This is a genomic window from Streptomyces sp. Xyl84 (assembly GCF_059731885.1).
In genome coordinates this window covers 154,785-172,080 of record NZ_AP029184.1, presented here as the reverse complement: position 1 = coordinate 172,080, position 17,296 = coordinate 154,785, and the positions used below count along the sequence as shown (strand labels likewise).

At 75.2% G+C, this 17,296-nt stretch carries 16 protein-coding genes and 4 pseudogenes; 7 read left to right on the top strand and 13 right to left on the bottom strand.

The window, feature by feature from the left end:
- Positions 1-17: 17 nt before the first annotated feature.
- Positions 18-400 (top strand): annotated as a pseudogene (locus tag AC6I72_RS38850) (recombinase family protein); the annotation flags it as partial.
- 293 nt (positions 401-693) lie between these two features.
- Here the strand turns inward: AC6I72_RS38850 and AC6I72_RS38845 are convergent.
- Both AC6I72_RS38845 and AC6I72_RS38840 read right to left on the bottom strand, forming a co-directional pair.
- Positions 694-2,835 carry an MMPL family transporter gene (locus AC6I72_RS38845; RefSeq protein WP_498006751.1) on the bottom strand — a complete coding sequence of 714 codons (2,142 nt, stop codon included), beginning with the start codon at positions 2,833-2,835 and terminating at the stop codon, positions 694-696.
- Positions 2,836-3,003: 168 nt separating this feature from the next.
- Positions 3,004-3,528: a MarR family winged helix-turn-helix transcriptional regulator gene (locus AC6I72_RS38840; protein ID WP_498006749.1), complete on the bottom strand. Its 525-nt coding sequence runs from the start codon at positions 3,526-3,528 to the stop codon at positions 3,004-3,006.
- Positions 3,529-3,865: 337 nt separating this feature from the next.
- Here AC6I72_RS38840 and AC6I72_RS38835 point away from each other — a divergent pair, with 337 nt between their 5' ends.
- A complete protein-coding gene (locus AC6I72_RS38835) occupies positions 3,866-4,450 on the top strand; it encodes a sigma-70 family RNA polymerase sigma factor (RefSeq protein ID WP_498006748.1) in 585 nt (194 codons plus the stop codon).
- Entirely contained in the window at positions 4,447-5,202 is a 756-nt protein-coding gene (locus AC6I72_RS38830; RefSeq protein ID WP_498006746.1) for an anti-sigma factor, read from the top strand. The genes AC6I72_RS38835 and AC6I72_RS38830 overlap by 4 nt, the downstream gene beginning before the upstream one ends.
- Positions 5,203-5,221: 19 nt before the next feature.
- On the opposite strand, the gene AC6I72_RS38825 is transcribed toward AC6I72_RS38830, so the two are convergent.
- From AC6I72_RS38825 to AC6I72_RS38780, 10 genes and pseudogenes are all read right to left on the bottom strand, one after another.
- On the bottom strand, positions 5,222-5,530 hold the full coding sequence (locus tag AC6I72_RS38825; protein WP_498006744.1) for a hypothetical protein: 309 nt from the start codon (positions 5,528-5,530) through the stop codon (positions 5,222-5,224).
- 86 nt (positions 5,531-5,616) lie between these two features.
- On the bottom strand, positions 5,617-6,279 hold the full coding sequence (locus tag AC6I72_RS38820; protein WP_058084257.1) for a fasciclin domain-containing protein: 663 nt from the start codon (positions 6,277-6,279) through the stop codon (positions 5,617-5,619).
- 104 nt (positions 6,280-6,383) lie between these two features.
- A complete protein-coding gene (locus tag AC6I72_RS38815) occupies positions 6,384-8,054 on the bottom strand; it encodes a molybdopterin-dependent oxidoreductase (RefSeq protein ID WP_498006742.1) in 1,671 nt (556 codons plus the stop codon).
- Positions 8,055-8,384: 330 nt separating this feature from the next.
- On the bottom strand, positions 8,385-8,795 hold the full coding sequence (locus AC6I72_RS38810; protein WP_498006740.1) for an ATP-binding protein: 411 nt from the start codon (positions 8,793-8,795) through the stop codon (positions 8,385-8,387).
- 211 nt (positions 8,796-9,006) lie between these two features.
- Positions 9,007-9,813 (bottom strand): DUF1295 domain-containing protein, encoded by an 807-nt coding sequence (locus AC6I72_RS38805; protein WP_498006738.1) that lies wholly within the window; start codon positions 9,811-9,813, stop codon positions 9,007-9,009.
- A complete protein-coding gene (locus tag AC6I72_RS38800) occupies positions 9,810-11,114 on the bottom strand; it encodes a class I SAM-dependent methyltransferase (protein ID WP_498006736.1) in 1,305 nt (434 codons plus the stop codon). The genes AC6I72_RS38805 and AC6I72_RS38800 overlap by 4 nt, the downstream gene beginning before the upstream one ends.
- On the bottom strand, positions 11,111-12,409 hold the full coding sequence (locus tag AC6I72_RS38795) for a class I SAM-dependent methyltransferase (RefSeq protein ID WP_498006734.1): 1,299 nt from the start codon (positions 12,407-12,409) through the stop codon (positions 11,111-11,113). The genes AC6I72_RS38800 and AC6I72_RS38795 overlap by 4 nt, the downstream gene beginning before the upstream one ends.
- On the bottom strand, positions 12,406-13,167 hold the full coding sequence (locus AC6I72_RS38790) for a DUF1365 domain-containing protein (RefSeq protein WP_498006732.1): 762 nt from the start codon (positions 13,165-13,167) through the stop codon (positions 12,406-12,408). The genes AC6I72_RS38795 and AC6I72_RS38790 overlap by 4 nt, the downstream gene beginning before the upstream one ends.
- On the bottom strand, positions 13,167-14,459 hold the full coding sequence (locus AC6I72_RS38785; RefSeq protein ID WP_498006730.1) for an NAD(P)/FAD-dependent oxidoreductase: 1,293 nt from the start codon (positions 14,457-14,459) through the stop codon (positions 13,167-13,169). The genes AC6I72_RS38790 and AC6I72_RS38785 overlap by 1 nt, the downstream gene beginning before the upstream one ends.
- Before the next feature lie 412 nt (positions 14,460-14,871).
- Positions 14,872-15,033, bottom strand: a pseudogene (locus AC6I72_RS38780) (DNA starvation/stationary phase protection protein); the annotation flags it as partial.
- A 64-nt stretch (positions 15,034-15,097) separates the two neighbouring features.
- Here AC6I72_RS38780 and AC6I72_RS38775 point away from each other — a divergent pair.
- The 3 genes and pseudogenes from AC6I72_RS38775 to AC6I72_RS38765 all read left to right on the top strand — a co-directional run.
- The gene (locus AC6I72_RS38775) at positions 15,098-15,400 is read left to right on the top strand and encodes a hypothetical protein (protein WP_498006728.1); all 303 of its coding nucleotides are present in this window, start codon (positions 15,098-15,100) and stop codon (positions 15,398-15,400) included.
- Positions 15,397-15,867: a TniQ family protein gene (locus AC6I72_RS38770; protein WP_498006727.1), complete on the top strand. Its 471-nt coding sequence runs from the start codon at positions 15,397-15,399 to the stop codon at positions 15,865-15,867. The genes AC6I72_RS38775 and AC6I72_RS38770 overlap by 4 nt, the downstream gene beginning before the upstream one ends.
- Positions 15,861-16,067, top strand: a pseudogene (locus AC6I72_RS38765) (zeta toxin family protein); the annotation flags it as partial. The gene AC6I72_RS38770 and the pseudogene AC6I72_RS38765, both read left to right, overlap by 7 nt.
- Here AC6I72_RS38765 and AC6I72_RS38760 read toward each other — a convergent pair.
- Positions 15,993-16,588: pseudogene (locus tag AC6I72_RS38760) on the bottom strand (transposase); the annotation flags it as partial. The pseudogenes AC6I72_RS38765 and AC6I72_RS38760 sit on opposite strands and share 75 nt — an antisense overlap.
- Before the next feature lie 25 nt (positions 16,589-16,613).
- Here AC6I72_RS38760 and AC6I72_RS38755 point away from each other — a divergent pair.
- Positions 16,614-17,246, top strand: a complete 633-nt coding sequence (locus AC6I72_RS38755; RefSeq protein WP_498006726.1) for a zeta toxin family protein — start codon at positions 16,614-16,616, stop codon at positions 17,244-17,246.
- Positions 17,247-17,296: the final 50 nt, after the last annotated feature.

Below are 17,296 nucleotides of genomic sequence, written 5' to 3'. Positions count from 1 at the left end.
GTGGCCACCGGCGGCGGCTGCGCAAGCGTGGTGTCGGCTTCACCTCGCTGCACGAGGCGCTCGACACAACCACGCCCGGCGGGCGCCTGGTTCTCTATGTGTTCCCGGCCCTGGCGGAGTTCACGAACTCATTGTGCAGGGCACCAACGAGGGCCTGGACGCCGCTCGCGCCCGCGGCGTCCGACTCGGCCGCCCACCGGCGATGACGGAGGAGCAGGTACGCCACGCCCGTGACCTGCTCGCCCGCCCGGAGAATGCTGTCACCTCGATCGCGAAGCTCCTCGGCGTCTCCAGGAACACGAGCTACAACTACGTACCTGAGTTGAATGGCGGTCGCCTCGCACTCGCTGAGTGGACGAGCACGTCGGAACTGCCCCAACCCACCAGGTCTGAGGACTGATCACCGCCGTTTGCGGCTGGTGACACGGTTCTTACGGCACCCCGGCAATGCCCGCATGCGCCGGGCGGTGCTCGGTCTGGACCGGCTGGGCGACCTGGAGGAGGTGCTGCGCGAGGAGCGGCAGCGGGCCCGTGGGGCACCGTGAGACGGGCCGGGGCGGCCGCTGGTTCCGCGCCGCCGCGACTCGCCGACGGGTGCCCGGCGCCCGTCGGCGTGCCGCGACCGGGCAGGTCCCGGCACGGCCTGGGTACGGCACGGCCGTGACCGCCCGGCCGACGCGACCGGAGGGGCGGTCAGCGGCCTTCGTCACCGGCGTGCGAGGGTGCTGCCGCGCCGGCCGGTGCGGCCGGTGTCCCGTCGGTGCCGCCGCTCCTTCCGGCACCCGGCCGGGTCGGCCACCACACGCGGTCCCCGGCGTCCCGCACCAGCGCGGGCACCAGTAGCGAGCGCACCACGAGGGTGTCCAGGAGCACACCGAAGGCGACGATGAACGCGATCTGTGCCAGGAACGCCAGCGGGATGACCCCGAGGGCGGCGAAGGTCGCGGCCAGCACCACCCCGGCGGAGGTGATGACGCCGCCGGTGGCGACCAGTCCCCGTCCCACACCCGCCCGCGTGCCGTGGCGCACCGTCTCCTCCCGGACCCGGGACATTAGAAAGATGTTGTAGTCGACGCCGAGGGCGACCAGGAAGACGAACCCGTACAGCGGCACGGACGGGTCGGAGCCGCTGAAGCCGAACAGGTCGCGGAAGACGAACGCGGCGACGCCGAGGGTGGCGGTGTAGTTGAGGGCCACGGTCAGCACGAGCAGCAGCGGCACGGCCAGGGCCCGCAGCAGCAGCATCAGGATGACCAGGACGACGGCGAGCACCACCGGCACGATGACGGTGCGGTCCCGCTCGGCGGCGCGCAGCGTGTCGTACTGCTGGGCGCTGTAGCCGCCGACCAGCGCGTCGGCTCCGGGCAGGGCGTGCAGCGCGGTGCGCAGCCGGGCGACGGTGTCGCGGGCCTCCTGGGTGTCCGGGGCGGCCTTCGCGGTGGCCTCGAAGCGCACCCGCCCGTCCACGGCACGGGGCTTCGCGGCGGGCCGCCCCTGCGCACCGGTGGCGGTGACGGCGGCGACGCCGGGGGTGGCGCGGGCGGTGCGGGCCACCTGCTCGGCCGCGGCGGCGTCGGCGAGGACCACGACGGGGGTGCCGGAGCCGGCCGGGAAGTGCCGGGCGAGGGTCCGCTGGGCGGCGACCGAGGGCACGTCGCGTACGAACGTCTCGTCGAGGGGCACCCCGCGCGCGTCGAGGGTGAGGGCGCCCGCCGAGCAGACCAGCAGGCCGGCGAGGCACAGCGCCCACACACGGCGCGGCGCCCGGTCGACGAGGGCGGCGACGCGGCGCCACAGCCCGGTGGCGCCGGCGTGCCGCTCGGGGTGGGCGGGCCAGTAGGCGGCCCTGCCGAGGAGGGCGAGGACGGCGGGCAGGAAGGTGAGGGCGCCGAGCACGGCGGCGGCGATGCCGACGGCGCCGACCGGGCCGAGCGCGCGGTTGTTGGTCAGGTCGCTCAGCAGCAGGGTGACCAGGCCGAGGGCGACGGTGCCGGCGCTGGCCAGGACGGCGGGCGCCGAGCGGCGCAGCGCGGTCAGTGCGGCGGCGCGGCGGTCGCGGCCGGCCGCCAGCTCCTCCCGGCAGCGGGCGGTGACCAGCAGCGCGTAGTCGGTGGCGGCGCCGATGACGAGGATGGACAGGATGCCCTGCACCTGCCCGTCGACGCGGACCAGGCCGTGGTCGGCCAGCACGTACACCACGGCGCAGGCCACGCCGAGGGAGAACACCGCGCCGGTGATGACCACGAGCGGCAGCAGCAGCGAGCGGTAGACGAGCAGCAGGATGACCAGGACCGTCACCAGCGCCACGGCGAGGAGGACGCCGTCGATGCCGGCGAACGCGTCGGCGAGGTCGGCCTGGGTGGCGGCCGGGCCGGCCAGCGCCACCCGGGTGCCGGGGACCTGTTCGGCGGCGGCGCGCACCTTCTCCAGGACGGGTGCGAGACGGTCGCCGAGGTCGGCGCGCAGCGGTACGACGGCCTGGAGGGCCTCGCGGTCGGCGGAGGGCAGGGCGGGCGACGGGGCTCCGGCGGTGCCGTCGGCTCCGGCGAGGGCGGCCACGGCGGCGGTGGCCCGCTGCCGGCTGCCCATGAGGTCGCCGGCGCCGTCGGCGGTCCACAGCACGATCACCGGCAGGGTCTCGCGCTGCTGGAAGGCTTCCTGCTCGCGCAGGACCCGGGTGGACTCCGCGCTGCGCGGCAGGAAGGCCGCCTGGTCGTTGGAGGCGACCTCGCCCAGCCGTCCGGCGAAGGGGCCCAGCAGCGCGCCTGCCACGAGCCAGACCGCGATCAGGGCGAGGGGGACGAGTCGGCGGGCTCGCTGGTGCGGAGGCTTCATCGTGCTCCTCTGGTGACTCGGCCCGTTTTCTCGACGGTAAACAATCTCAATGATTGAATCATCTTGGGGATGGGGCGGAGCATGGGGGGTCGTGATGTTCTTTCCCTCTGCCCGGGAATCCGGAGGCATCCCGGCGGCGTACGGCCGGGCGGCCGGCGGCGGCCCGCCTCAGCCCTCGCCCGGCTCCGGTATCCGCGCCAGCGCGTCGTTGAGCGCCGTCACGAAGCGCAGCGCCACGTCGAGTTCCCGCTCGTCGAAGCCTGCGCCGGCCCGGCGCAGGGCGTCGGCGAGGGGGCGGAAATGACTGCGGGCCGCGGCGCGGGCGTCGGCCGCGTAGTGCAGGTGGACCACGCGGCGGTCGGTGTCCTCGCGGACCCGGTGCACGTGGCCGGCGCGTTCCAGCCGGTCGATGCAGGCGGTGACCGCCCCGGAGGTGAGACCGAGCGCGGCGCGCAGCCGGCCGGGGGTCATGGGCTCGTCGGCGTCGAGGATCGCGGCGAGCGCCTGTACATCGGTGGGGTGCAGGTTCTGCCGGGCCGCGTACTGGTGGACCACCCGGCCGATCTCCCCGTGCATCCGGCGCAGCTGGACGGCGAAGGCGGCGAGGTCACCGGGGAAAGCGGGGGGCCGGCCGCCCGCGGGGGCGCCGCCCTGCGCGTGCCGCGCTCGCGCTGCGCCGGTGTCGGTGTCCACCGGCGCATCCTACCGGGGTACCCATGGACCACGCGGTGCGCGCCGACCCCGTCGTCCTCGGCGGCATGGTCCGCACCATCGCCCGCCCCGCCGTCTCCGGCGGCACGGCCCGCACTATCGCCCGTGCCGCCGAGCGGGCCGCGGGGGGCGACACGCGTCCGCCGGGCCGACCCGCGCCGCCCGGCGCGACCGCGCCGGTGACGGACGCGCCGCGCCGGGAACGCCGGGGCGCACCCGGCCGTCGGCCTCGTGTCGGGACGATGACCGTCGAGCACCAATCCGCCGGGCGGCCGGCAACGGATTCCCCGGAGACCGGCATACACGCAGAAGGAGCACCGTGAGACAGACCGTCCATATCGGCCCGAACCCGGCCGCCGGGCCCGACCTGGAGCAACTGGTCGGCAAGGTGGCCCTCGGCGACCGGGAGGCGTTCGCCGCCGTCTACGACCTGGTCGCGGCGCCGGTGCTCGGCGTCGTGCGGGGCGTGCTGCGTGACCGGGCGCAGTCGGAGGAGGTGTCGCAGGAGGTGCTGGTGGAGGTCTGGCGCACCGCGCCCCGCTATCGGCCCGAGCGCGGCACCGCCATCAACTGGATCCTCACTCTGGCGCACCGCCGGGCCGTGGACCGGATCCGCTCGGTGGAGGCGTCGGCCGCCCGCGAGGAGCGCGCCGCCCGCCTGGACCGGCTGCCCGAGTACGACGAGGTGACCGAGCAAGTGGAGGCCAGGCTGGAGCGCGAGCAGGTCAGGCGGTGCCTGCGCACGCTGACGGAGGTGCAGCGGCAGTCGGTGACGCTCGCCTACTACCGGGGTCTGACCTACCGCGAGGTGGCCGAGGCCCTGGCACTGCCGCTGGGTACGGTGAAGACACGGCTGCGCGACGGCCTGATCCGGCTGCGGGACTGCCTGGGGGTGAGCGCGTGAACGGCCCGGCCGAACTGCACACGCTGACCGGCGCGTACGCACTGCACGCGCTGGGCGACGACGAGCGCGCCGCTTTCGAGCGGCATCTGCGGCACTGCGCCCCGTGTACGTCGGAGGTGGCCGAGTTCACCGCCACCGCCGCCCGGCTCGGACTGGCCGCCGCCGACGCCCCGCGCCCCGCGCTGCGCGATCAGGTGCTGCGACGGGTGGCCGAGGTGCGCCAGGAGTCGCCGCGCGTGACCGGTGCGACGGTCCGCGCGCGCCTGGCGGCGGCCGCGCGGGGGGCGAGCCACTGGGGGCTCGCGGCCTGCCTGGCCGCAGCGGCCGGCCTGGGCGGCGTGGCCGTCTGGCAGCACGAGCGGGCGGACACGGCAAGGGAGCAGGCCCGCCGGGCCGAGGCGCGCGTCGACGACCTCGCGGCCGTCCTGGCGGCCCCGGACGCGCGGACCTCGACGGCCCGGCTGGACGGCGGCGCCACCGGCACGGTGGTGGTCTCCCGCAGCCGCGACCGGGCGGTGTTCGTGGCGTCCGGGATGCGTCCGCCGCCGCAGGGGCGGGTCTACCAGCTCTGGTACGACGACCACGGCTCGATGCGCTCGGCCGGCCTGATGAACCCCGGCCGCACCACGCAGGCCGTGCTGCTGCGGGGCGGCGTGGACGGGGCGTCCGGGGTCGGGGTGACCGTGGAGCCGGCCGGCGGCTCGGCCCGGCCCACGTCGGCGCCGCTGGCGCTGCTGGCGCTGCCCGCCTGAGGCGCCCGCCCGGACCGGCTCAGCTCGCCGCCGCGCTGCGCGCGGCGGGCTGGTCCACCGTGGGCACCCCGGCCAGCCCCTCCGGGGTGGCGTACACCCGGCAGGAGAGCGCGGGGGCGGCCTCGGGTACCGGGAAGAGGTCACGGCCGTCGACACGGAAGGTGGGCGAGCCCGCGAAACCGGTGGCCGCCGCGTCCCGCTCGCTCTCCACGGCGCGCAGGACGACCTGTGCCCCGCTCACGCCGGCGGCGTCCAGGGCCTGGCCGAGGCGGTCGCGGGCGACGGGCCAGTTGGGGCAGCCGGCGAAGTAGAGCAGTTCGATGTCCACGCCTCCCAGGGCGCCACCCGTGGACCGGTGCGGACACGACGGGGCCGGGCACGTCCCCGTCGGCGTGCCCGGCCCGGTGCCGTGCGTCAGCTCTTGGGCATCAGCACGGAGTCGATGATGTAGACGGTGGCGTTGGCGGTCTGCACATTGCCGCAGACGACCTTGGCGGAGTCGTTCACGGTGTACGACTCGCCCGAGCCGGACGTGGTCAGCTTGCCCTTCTCCAGGGTCTCGAAGGAGCCGTTGCGAAGGTCCTGCGGCGTCAGGCGCTTGCCGACGACGTGGTAGGTGAGGATCTTGGTCAGCTGGGCCTTGTCGTTGAGGACCTTGTCGAGGTCGGCCTTCGGGATCTTGGCGAAGGCGTCGTTGGTCGGGGCGAAGACGGTGATGTTCTGGGCGTTGTTCAGGGTGTCGACGAGGCCAGCCTTCTTGACGGCCGTGACGAGCGTGGACAGGACGGGGTTGTTGGAGGCCGCGGTGGCGACCGGGTCCTTGGCCATGCCATCGAAGGAGCCGGCACCGTCCTTCGGCACCGCGGAACAGGCGGCGCCGAAGGGCTGGTCGGCCGTGGTGGCGCCGGCACCGGCCATGTCGTCGTCGGACGGCGAGGCGGGCGCGGAGGCGGGGGCGGACGACGCCTCCGACGAGGACGCCGAGTCGCTTCCGCTGTCGGAGCAGGCGGCCAAGGCGAGCGGCAGCAGCGTGGCGGCGGCCGCGGTCACGGCGAGGCGGCGGTAGCGAAGGGTCACGATGGTTCTCCTGTACTGGTCGGTATCGGTGTGGGGTGGGAATCCGGTCCGCGCGGCGGTGGCCGGCTCGGAGCGGAGATCGAGGGGGCAGGACGGTGTGGCGGTCACTCGACGGTCACCACCAAGGAGTGCCGGCCGCTCGCCCCGTCGGGGACGGTGCGCGTGCGGCGGTCGGTCTGGACGGCTCCGGTGCGGTCGGTGGCGCGCACCGTGAGGGTGTGGGCGCCCGGCTCGGCCCGCCACGGGAAGGACCACTGCCGCCAGGTGTCGCGGCTGTCCTCGGCGGCGAGGCGGGCCTCGGTCCAGGGGCCGTCGTCCACGCGGACCTCGACGCGGTCGATGCCCCGGTGCTGGGCCCAGGCGACGCCGGCCACCATGACCGTTCCGCTGCGCGGCCGGGCGAAGGGGCGGGGGGTGTCGATACGGGCCTGGGGCTTGACGGGGGCCCTGCGGGCCCAGCCGCGCCGGACCCAGTAGGCGTAGTAGGCGTCGAACGTGGTCAGCTCGATGTCCGTGATCCACTTGCAGGCGGAGACGTAGCCGTACAGGCCCGGGACGACCATGCGGACGGGGAAGCCGTGCGCGAACGGCAGCGGTTCGCCGTTCATGCCGACGGCGAGCAGCGCGTCGCGTCCGTCCATCACGTCCTCCACCGGGGTGCCCAGCGTCATGCCGTCCACCGAGCGCGCCACGAGCTGGTCGGCCGGTCCGCCGCGCGAGGGCGGGCGCACCCCGCACTCGGCGAGCAGGTCCGCGAGCCGTACGCCGAGCCAGCGGGCGTTGCCGACGTAGGGACCGCCGACCTCGTTGGAGACACAGGTGAGGGTGATGTCCCGCTCCACGAGCGGCCGCCGGAGCAGGTCGGCGAAGGTGAGGGTGCGCGGCCGGGTGACCCCCTTGCCGTGGACGCGCAGCCGCCAGTCCCCGGCGTCGACACGGGGCACGACGAGGGCGGTGTCCACGCGGTAGAAGGAGCTGTTCGGGGTGGTGAACGGACTCAGGCCGGGGATGCGCGGGGCGGCGCCGCGCGGCACGGGGGGCGCCGGGGAGGCGGGAGCGGGCAGGGTGACGGCGGCACGGGAGGCGGCGGCGTCCCGGCCGCCCAGTGCCGCCAGCCGGCGGCCCAGTACCCCGGTCGCGGCGGACAGCACGGCGGCCGAGCCGGCCAGGACGACGAACCCCCGGCGGTCCCAGCCGGGCGGCGGGCTCGCGTCGGGGTCGTCGCCCCCGCCCGCGGCGGGGCCCGCAGCCCCGGCGTCCTCGCCCCGCACCCCTCGGCCGCGGGGCGCCGGGGGCCGCATCCGGCCCGCCAGGCCGTACAGCAGCAGCGCTCCGGCGACCGCGCCGAGCAGGGACGGCAGCGCGTCCGAGGGGCCCGTCGAGTCCGGCCGGCCCACGGCGGCCACGGCACCGATAGCGCCGACGGCCAGCACTACGGCCGCGGCGGTGCGGCGGTGGCCGCGCGACAGCAGCCCGAGCAGCGCGGCGCCCAGGGCGAGCACGGCGCAGATGCCGAGCTGGAGGACCAGCTTGTCGTCGGTGCCGAAGCGGCGCACCGCCCAGTCCTTCACCGCGGCCGGCGTGCGGTCGATGACGGCACCGCCCACGGCGACCACCGGGCCGGCCTGCGGACGCAGCCATCCGGCGGCCAGCTCCGCCACGGCGAGCGCGGCGCCCCCGGCGAGCAGGCCGCTGAGCGCGGCGAGTGCGGCGAGCCCGGTCCGCTTGCGGGGGCGGGCTCCCGGCGGGGCGGGAGATGTCCTGGTGTCCGTCACGCGGGTAATCCGGCGCGGACGGCGGGGCCGGATTGGCCCGTGACCCGAAAGAATTAATCTTGCGCGCCGAGCCATCCAGGCCCCTGACCTGCTCCGTATTCCCTGTGGGAGCCTTTGGGCCGTGCGGCCGCGGACTCACGGCGTCACCCGTACGTCGCCGGGCGGGCACGAGCCGGGGACGGGCGCGGTGCCAGGTCCGGCGCGCTTCGGCCGCTCCACGGCGCACCGGACCGCGCGGCACAGGACGCACCGTTCCGCTCCGCAGCCGTGTGGAGCCCGCACCAGCCGGTGCGTGCCGGCCCCCACGACCGCCGGACGCGGTGGCGCGTCTCACCCACCGAGGTCCGCCCACACCGTGTGGCCCCGCGCCGTGACCCGGTCGCCCCAGGCGCCCCGGCTGAGGGCGTCCACGAGGTACAGGCCCCGGCCGGACCCGGCCAGGATGAAGGAGGGGTGGCGCCAGCGGGCGCGTACGGCCACGCGGTCGAGGCCCCCTCCGGCGTCCGACACCTCGACCCGCACCGCCGGACCGCCCGCGTGCGAGCAGCGCGGGCTGACGGCGACCCGGACGGGCGGGCTGCCGTACCGTACGGCGTTGGTGACCAGTTCCGTCATCACCAGGCACGTGTCGTCGGCGAGCGCCTGTGCGCCCCAGGCGGCGAGGCGGGCGCGCACGACGCCTCTGAGGTGGGGCAGGCAGTGCGCCGGTGCGCGCAGCCTGCGGCCGTGAAGCGTACCCATGGTCCTCGCATCCCCTGGTCTGCGTGCGCCCCGAGCGGGCTCACGGGGAATACGGAGCGGCGGGCCGTGCCGGATGGGTCCGCCGGGACGCGGGAGATGGTACGCGGCCCGGCCCCGCACGGGACCGGAGCGGCCAGGACCCCTCCCGCCACCGGGCCGGTCCGGGCCGGCGGTCCCGCCGACCGGCCCCGCCTCCCGCGCCCTGTGCCGGTCAGCCGCGGCGCCGGGGCGGCAGCGGCACGAACCCGCTGGTACGGGCGGCGTACTCGGCCCATCCCGGGCGGCTGGACATCCGCCGTTCCAGCAGCCGTTTGCCGCTGCCGGACACCAGCAGCCCGCTCATGACGAGCGGCGACACCAGGCACACGGCGGCGACCGCCGGACGGTCGCAGGCGGTCAGGTACAGCCCCCACCACACGCAGAAGTCGCCGAAGTAGTTGGGGTGGCGCGTCCAGGACCACAGGCCACGGTCCATGATCCGCCCCCGGTTGGCCGGGTCGGCCTTGAACCGGGCGAGCTGCGCGTCCCCCACCGCTTCGAACGCCAGACCGATCGCCCAGAGCGCGGCGCCCGCCCACAGCAGCGGCCCCGCCGGGCCGGGCAGGTACTGGGCGGCCTGCACGGGCAGCGAGACCAGCCACACCAGGGCGCCCTGCAGCAGGTAGACGGTGCGCAGGGCGTACAGGTTCCGGTCGCCGCGCGCCCTGGACAGCAGGTCGTCGTAGCGGGGGTCCTCGCCGTGGCCGCGCCCGCGCCGGGCGATGTGCACCGCCAGTCTGAGCCCCAACACGGCGGTCAGCGCGCTCACCACCGCCCGGCGCACGTCGTCGCCGTACCCGGCGGAGACCGCGTACGACACGGCGGCCACGGCGGTGAATGCGATGCCCCACGCGACGTCCACGACCCGGTGCACGCCTTTGCGCACCGCGACGGCGAACGTCGCCAGCATCACGGCGAGGGCCGCGAGCGCGGCCCAGCCGAGGCCGGCCGCGAACGCGCCCCAGGGATAGCCGTTCACACCGCCTCCAGGCCCTCGTACCAGGCGGCGGGGCCCTTCGTCATGCCGCTCGCGCCGCCCGGTCCGGGCCGCACGGCAAGGATCTGGTCCACGCCCATGCGGCCCTCCTCGAAGGCGAGCGCGCCGCCCGCCAGGTACAGCCGCCACACCCGCGCGGTCTGCTCCCCCGCGAGCCGCACGAACCGGTCCCAGCGCTCCTCCAGGGTGGCGTGCCAGGCGCGGACGGTGCGGGCGTAGTGCTCGCGCAGCGACTCGGTGTGCCGCACCTCCAGACCGGCGTGCTCCAGCAGGGCCACGGTCTCGCCCAGCGGGCGCATGTGCATGTCGGGGGCGATGAACGCCTCGATGAACGGCCCGCCGCCCGGCGCGCCGCTCCCGCGTGACATCTGCTGCACCAGCACCCGGCCGCAGGGCCGCGCCAGCCGGTGCAGCGCGGCGGCGAACGCCGGGTAGTGGTCCTCGCCGACGTGTTCGCCCATCTCGACGCAGGCGACGGCCTCGTAGCCGCCGCCGTCGATGTCGCGCCAGTGCCGGCACTCCACCTCCACGCGGTCCTCCAGGCCGTGCTCGCGCACCCGCTCACGCACGTACGCGGCCTGCTCGCGGGACAGGGTGACGGCGGTGACCTGGGCCTGGTGGTGCCGGGCGGCGTGCAGGGTGAGGGAGCCCCAGCCGCAGCCGACGTCCAGCAGGCGGGCGCCGGGCACGAGGGCGAGCTCGCGGCAGATCAGCTCCAGCTTGGCGCGCTGCGCCTGGACGGGCGTGGTGCGCTCGCCGCCGAACCAGCCGCAGGAGTAGGCCATGGTCTCGTCGAGGAGGAGGCCGTAGAACTCGTTGGACGGGTCGCAGTGGTGGCTGATGACGGCGCGGTCGCGCGAGCGGCTGTGCAGGCGTCCGCGCGGGCGGGCCTGGGTGGCGGGGGCGGGCGGGGGCGCGCCGACGGCGCCGAGGCGTACGGCGGTGGCGAGGGCGCGGGCCCGGTCGGCGGGGGTGAGCCGGGGCGGGCGCAGGCGCCCTTCGCGGGCGGCGGCCCACACCGCGCGCAGCCCCTCGGTCAGGTCGCCGTCGATGTCGAGTTCGCCAGTGACGTAAGCCTGGGCGAGGCCCAGTTCGCCGGGCTGCCACAGCAGGCGGCGCAGCGCGCGCCGGGAGCGCAGGTGGACGACGGAGACGTCGGGTCCGGCCTCGCTGCCGTCCCAGGCGCGCAGCCGGACGGGTGGCGCCCCGCCGAGCAGGTCGGCGGCGAGAGCGGTCAGGGTGTGGGCGGCACCGCTCCGGGTGCGGGCGGGTGCGGTGGTCATCGGCCGGTGTTCTCCTTGCTTCCCTTGGTGAACAGGTACTGCTGGACGTCGAGGTAGCCGGAGCGGAATCCGGCCTCGGAGTAGGCGAGGTAGAAGGTCCACAGGCGGCGGAAGGTGTCGTCGAAGCCGAGGGCGGCCACCTCCCCGGCGCGTTTGGTGAACCGCTCGCGCCACAGCCGCAGGGTCTCGGCGTAGTGCGCGCCGAAGGCGTCGCGCCGCACGAGGCGCAGCGCGGTGTGATCGCGGATGGTCTCCTCGACGGCCCGGGTGGAGGGGATCAGGCCGCCGGGGAAGACGTACTTGTGGATCCAGGTGTAGGTGTCGCGGGTGGCGAGCATCCGCTCGTGGGGCATGGTGATGGCCTGCAGGGCGAGCCGGCCGCCGACGTCCAGCCGGTCGTCGATCGCGCGGAAGTACACCGGCCAGAACTCCGCTCCGACCGCCTCGATCATCTCCACGCTGACGACGGCGTCGTAGGTGCCGCGCGCCTGACGGTAGTCGCACAGCTCGACGCGGACCCGCTCCTGCAGGCCGGCCGCCCGCACCCGCTCGCGGGCGAGGGCCTGCTGCTCGGCGGAGAGCGTGAGGCTGGTGACGCGGGCGCCGCGGGCGGCGGCGCGCAGGGCGAGTTCGCCCCAGCCGGTGCCGATCTCCAGCAGCCGGGTGCCCTGGCCGACGTCCGCGAGGTCGAGCAGCCGGTCGATCTTGCGCCGCTGGGCGGCGGCGAGCAGGTCCCGGTGGGCGGGCAGGCCGCGGAACACCGCGGACGAGTAGGTCAGGGTCTCGTCGAGGAACAGGGCGAACAGGTCGTTGGACAGGTCGTAGTGGGCGCTGATGTTGACGCGGGCGCCCTCGGGGGTGTTGCGGCGCTCCCGCGGCTGCCTGAGCGCCCACAGGCCCCGCAGGCGCTGCACGGGTGCGGGGACGAGGTCGGCGGCGTGCGCGGCGAGGACGGTGAGCGCGCCCACCAGGTCGGGCGCGTCCCACTCGCCGGCCATGTAGGACTCGCCGAAGCCGACCAGTCCGAAGCGGCCCACGCGCGCGTGGAAGGCGGCCGGGTCGTGCACCCGCACCAGCGGGCCGCCGAGCCCCACCGGGTCGTCACCGGCGAACCGCACCGCGAGCGGCAGCCGGGCCAGCGCGCGGCGGACTACGGCTGCGGTCACGGCGGTGCGGGCGCGTGAGGCGTGCGGTACGGCGGCCACATCCGGCCAGCGCGCGGGGTCGGCGGCACGCGGGCGCGGGCCGGGCGCCGCGGCCGGGACGGGCGCGGGGCGGTCATGGGCTGTGGTCAACGTTCCCCTCCGGTGTGCGGTGCGCGGGTCGCGCGCTCGCGGCCCGGCCGGGGCTGCACGGGCAGCCCCCTGAGATACAGGCGGACGCCGTGGAAGCGGATGGCCGCCGACACGGCGAGGGTGGACAGCGGGTGGCGCAGCGCCAGCCGCAGCAGCGCCGCCGCCGTCGCCGGGCGGCGGGTGCCGCGCACGGTGGCGGTCAGCGCCCGGCCGCCGGGGCGGTCGAGGTGCACGGTCAGATCGAGCCGGTCGCCGGGCACCGGCAGGCACATGCGGTAGGCGCCGTCGACCGGGAAGAACGGCGAGACGTACAGCTCCTTGTCCGCGTGGTAGCGCGCGCCGCCGCCCGCGGGGTCCGGCCGCAGCAGGTAGCAGTGGCGCCCGCTGTAGGTGTTGTGCACCTCGGCCACCACGCAGCGCAGTTCCCCGCCGGGCCCGTGGCACCAGTACAGGGTGAGCGGGTTGAAGACGTGTCCGAGCACCCGTGTGTGGGTGAGCATCAGCACCCGGCCGCCGTCCAGCGGCACCCCGCGGGCGGCGCAGAACGCCTCCAGCGCGGCCCGTACCGGGGTGGTGTCGCCGGCGAAGTGGTCGCGCGGGTCCAGGCGGGCGAGCGGCGCCAGGACGCGCGGCAGCCGGGGCGGTGCGTCGGGGTCGAGCAGCCACAGGTAGGTGCGGTGCCGCAGCGCGTAGCGCCTCGGCCCGGTGCGCACATGGCGGATCTCGCACGGGTACAGGGCGGGCACGGCGGCGGTCATCAGCGCACCCCCAGCGCGGCGGCGGCCCGTGCTCCGGAGCGGCAGCCGTCCTCGTGGAAGCCCCAGCCGTGGTAGGCGCCGGCGAACGCGCACACCGGGCTGTCCAGCTCGGGCAGCCGGGCTTGCGCGGCCACCGACTCAGGGGTGTACACGGGGTGTTCGTAGACCATGCGGGCAAGCACCCGGGAGCCGTCCACCCGGTCCTGGCCGCCGAGGGTGACGACGTAGGTCTCGGCCGCGTCCAGGCGCTGCAGGCGGTTCATGTCGTAGCTGACGCGGACCCGGTCGGCGGGGGCGGCGCAGGCGGGCATGAGGTAGTTCCAGCTGGCGCGGGCGCGCGGGGCGCGGGGCAGCAGGGAGGTGTCGGTGTGCAGCAGGGTGGTGTTGCGCGAGTAGCGGAAGGCGCCGAGCACCTCGCGTTCGGCCGGGGTGGCGTCGGCGAGCAGTCTCAGCGCCTGGTCGGGGTGGACGGCGACGACGACCGCGTCGTAGCGCTCGCTGGTTCCGTCGGCGGCGGTGACCTCGGCGCCGTCGGCGAGGCGGCGCACGGCGCGCACCGGGGTGGAGGTGCGGACGTCGGCGATGTTCTTGGCGACGCGGGCGACGTACTCCCCCGAGCCGCCGGTGACGGTGCGCCACACCGGGGAGCCGCCGACGGAGAGCATCCCGTGGTGGGCCAGGAAGCGGAAGAGGTACCCGGCGGGATAGCGCAGCGCCGTGCCCGCGTCGCAGGACCACACGGCGGACACCAGCGGGGTCACGAAGTGCGAGCGGAAGTACGGCGAGAAGCGTTCGCGGTCCAGGAACGCGCCCAGGGTGAGCGGTCCGGTGCCGCCGTCGCGGGCGAGCAGCCGGCGGGCCGCGCGGTGGAAGAGCGGGACCTCGGCGAGCAATCTCAGGTAGGCGCCGCTGAGGGCGCTGCGGGGGCGGGCGAACAGGCCGGACGGGCCGCGTGCCCCGGCGTACTCCAGGCCGCACTCCTCGCACCGCACCGACATGCTCATCTCCGACTCCTGCGTGGCGACGCCGAGTTCGGCGAACAGGCGCAGCAGGTGCGGGTAGGTGCGGCGGTTGTGGACGATGAAGCCGGAGTCGACCCGGTGGGTGCGGCCGTCGGCCGGGGAGGTCAGCTCGTGCGTGTGCGCGTGGCCGCCGAGCCGGTCGTCGGCCTCGTACAGCGTCACCCGGCCGGCGCGGGAGAGGATGTGCGCGGCGGTCAGCCCCGCGATCCCCGACCCCACCACCGCCGTACGACGGCCGCGCCCGGCCGTGCCCGGAGCCCCCTGCGTCATCCTGTTCCTCCCCATGCCGTGATCAGAGCTGGCGAGGGGAATCCGGAGCAGGTGGGTTGGTGGATTGGTGGGGCCGGAAAACGGCTTCGGTCGGCGGCTCGCACCGGCCCCGGCGGGCAGGCCGGGGCGGGCCCGACGGGGTCGGGGGCGGGCGGAGCGAGGACGGAGGGCGGCTCTCGGCCTGCGGCACCGGCCTGGGCCGCAAAGGCAGTGGCCGTGAGGAGGGGAGCGCGGCCGGACGATCTCTTCCGAGGCCGTCCGGCCCGTCACGCGGCGGGACGCCATGTGCGGTGCGCGGTGCGCCGTGTCATGACGGCGGGCGCACGGGCACATCCGGCGGCGAGGCCGCCGGATGTGCCCGTGGCGGCCTCGGCGCGTCGTGACGTGCGCGGCCGGGCCGGGCCCTGCGGGGTCAGCCGGCGCTCTCGCCGCGTCGCGCGGCCTCCTGCTCGGTGCGGGCCCCCGACGTGGCGAGCGTGCCGCCTGCATTCTCCAGATGCGCGCGGACGAACCACTGGAACTGCTCCAGGTCGCGCAGCTGCTCGATGAGAAGGTCCTCGGTCGCGGGATCGACCGCCCGGGTCCAGCACCTGCACGGCGTCCAGAGCGGCCTGCGGCTCCTGGACGCGGTCCCCGGCATGCTCACCGAGGGCACGATGCCCGAGTACCTCTACCACCGCACCAACGGTGTCGTCGGCCTCCTGGAACGGCTGATCGAAGACGGCTGCCGCGAGGCCATCGACTCCGGCCGGGAACGCCTGGACGAAGAACTCCTTGAGGGCATCGCCATCGACCTGCGCGACAGCGACCGGCGTGACGCCGGCGCCGGCGAAGTCCCCGCCGTCCCCGACAAGCCCGCCCGGCGCAAGCCCCGCCGCGGCCGCAACACCGTCTTCGACGACCGCGGCCCCCTCGGCACGGCCCAGGAAGGCGCCCGATGATCACTCCGCTGCCCCGGAGCCTGGACCCGCTGCCCGGCGAACTGCTGGCCGACTATGTGATGAGGCTCGCCCACCGGCTCGACGTCGCCCCGGATACCGTCCTGCGACGCACCGGCCTGGCCGAGTACCAGCTCAACACCCAGGCCATCACCCGCACCGCCCTCTCCCTCGAACTGCCGGCCCCGCGAATGAACAACTTCCAGACCGCCACCCGCCTCACCGCAGCCGAAGCCACGGCTCTGACCCTGCTGCCGCTCGCACCCCGCTACCCACCCATCGCCCACAGCCTCGACGTCGTCCGCACGGGCAAGCGCATCCCCGCACTGGACTGGCTCTTCCCCGCAACAGTCCGCTACTGCCCCGACTGCCTCGCCGGCGACGGGACGCCGCTGCAGACGGACCACGGCGGCCCCTGGAAGACCGACTGGAGACTGCCCGTCATCAGCACGTCGCCCGAGCGGTGCTGAGCGAGGAAGGGCACCAGGACGTGCTCCGCCAAGTGATCCTTCCGGCTGCGCTGAAGGACGCTGTATCCCAAGACCGACCGGTCGTCGTGATCGTCAGCGGCCAGCCAGGCGCTGGGAAGACCGCCATCGCCGACCTGGTCCAGGCAACGCTGGACCGCCGTGGTGGTGCGGTGCGGATCTGCAGGGACCTCTACAAGAGCGCGCATCACCACTACAGCGGCCTTCAGCCGGAGTTTGTGCCGACGCCGGACGCGTCGTCGTTCTTCCCGCGCGGGACCGCTTTCGGTCTCCTGCCCTGTTTGTTCTTCGAGGCCGCCCCCTTTGACCTGGCCTTCTCCTCCTCGGCGGCCGCTTTCTCCAGGGCAGTGACAACGTCCTCACCGAGGTGCATCCCGGCCGCGTCGTGGTGGGCACGGGTGGTGGTGGAGTCGATGCTGACCAAGGACAGGTCCACCTCACCGCGCTTCGCGGCTTCCGCGATCAGGCCCTCCAGCAGCGCCTCGAAGACCCCGGCGTCACGCCACTGCCGGAAGCGGTTGTGGACGGTCGACCATGCACCGAATTCTGTCGGCATCTCCCGCCACTGGCCGCCCGTCTTGAACCGCCAGATCACGCCCTCGAACTGCTGCCGCAGCCGCTCGGGGTACGGGCCGTACTCGCCAATCGGCAGGTACGGCTCGATGAACTCCCACTCCGGGTCAGTCAGTTGCACTCGTGTCACGTACGACGGTCTACCGGACCAGACCATGCCACGAAGGCACATCCCGCAGATTGATCACGACTCGATACGTGCCCTAGTCGGCGACGACTTCAAAGCCTCCCACCCGGACTACCTGCGCCTGCTCGAGGAAGAACCCCGCCGTGCCGGGGCCGCGATCCGGGCCGACTACCGAGCCTGGTTCGCCGAGGCCGAAGCGTACGTGCGCCGCCGCCGCGGCGATGCCCTGATCGAGGGAGCGCCCGACAGCGTGGAGGAGTTCCTCGCCAGCGCACTGCCGTTCGCAGCCGACGGCTACCTCATCGAGCTCGTGGTCCTGGCCGTGCGGGAGGCAGACAGTCTGCTGTCCACGGCGCTGCGGTACGCGCGCTCCCTGCAGAGGGGCGGCTACGCGCGCTTCACTTCACGCACCGGGCACGACGTGTGCTTCCGCGCCCTGGCCGACGTCGTAGAGGCCGCGCAGGGGCATCCGGCGATCGCGGCCATCACGGTGATCCGGCGCGATGGCGAGGCCCTGCTCCGGCAGGAGAGCGAGGGCCGGCGGGCCACCTGGGCGCTCGCCGCGGAACAGACGCGGCCCTACACCGACCAGGAAGCCGAGGCGTTCCTGCGGCTCCATCAGGGCTGCGCCGGGCGCTGCCGCAGCACCGGCGGGAGCTGAACGAGATCGCCGCGCTGGCGCGGCCGCTGATGCCCGCACGGGTGGGGCCG

Coding starts and splice junctions, on each gene's coding strand:
- AC6I72_RS38785 (WP_498006730.1), bottom strand. CDS start 14,459: ATGACGCAGGGGGCTCCGGGCACGGCCGGGCGCGGCCGTCGTACGGCG.
- AC6I72_RS38810 (WP_498006740.1), bottom strand. CDS start 8,795: ATGGGTACGCTTCACGGCCGCAGGCTGCGCGCACCGGCGCACTGCCTG.
- AC6I72_RS38755 (WP_498006726.1), top strand. CDS start 16,614: ATGCCACGAAGGCACATCCCGCAGATTGATCACGACTCGATACGTGCC.
- AC6I72_RS38770 (WP_498006727.1), top strand. CDS start 15,397: ATGATCACTCCGCTGCCCCGGAGCCTGGACCCGCTGCCCGGCGAACTG.
- AC6I72_RS38800 (WP_498006736.1), bottom strand. CDS start 11,114: ATGACCACCGCACCCGCCCGCACCCGGAGCGGTGCCGCCCACACCCTG.
- AC6I72_RS38845 (WP_498006751.1), bottom strand. CDS start 2,835: ATGAAGCCTCCGCACCAGCGAGCCCGCCGACTCGTCCCCCTCGCCCTG.
- AC6I72_RS38775 (WP_498006728.1), top strand. CDS start 15,098: ATGCTCACCGAGGGCACGATGCCCGAGTACCTCTACCACCGCACCAAC.
- AC6I72_RS38790 (WP_498006732.1), bottom strand. CDS start 13,167: ATGACCGCCGCCGTGCCCGCCCTGTACCCGTGCGAGATCCGCCATGTG.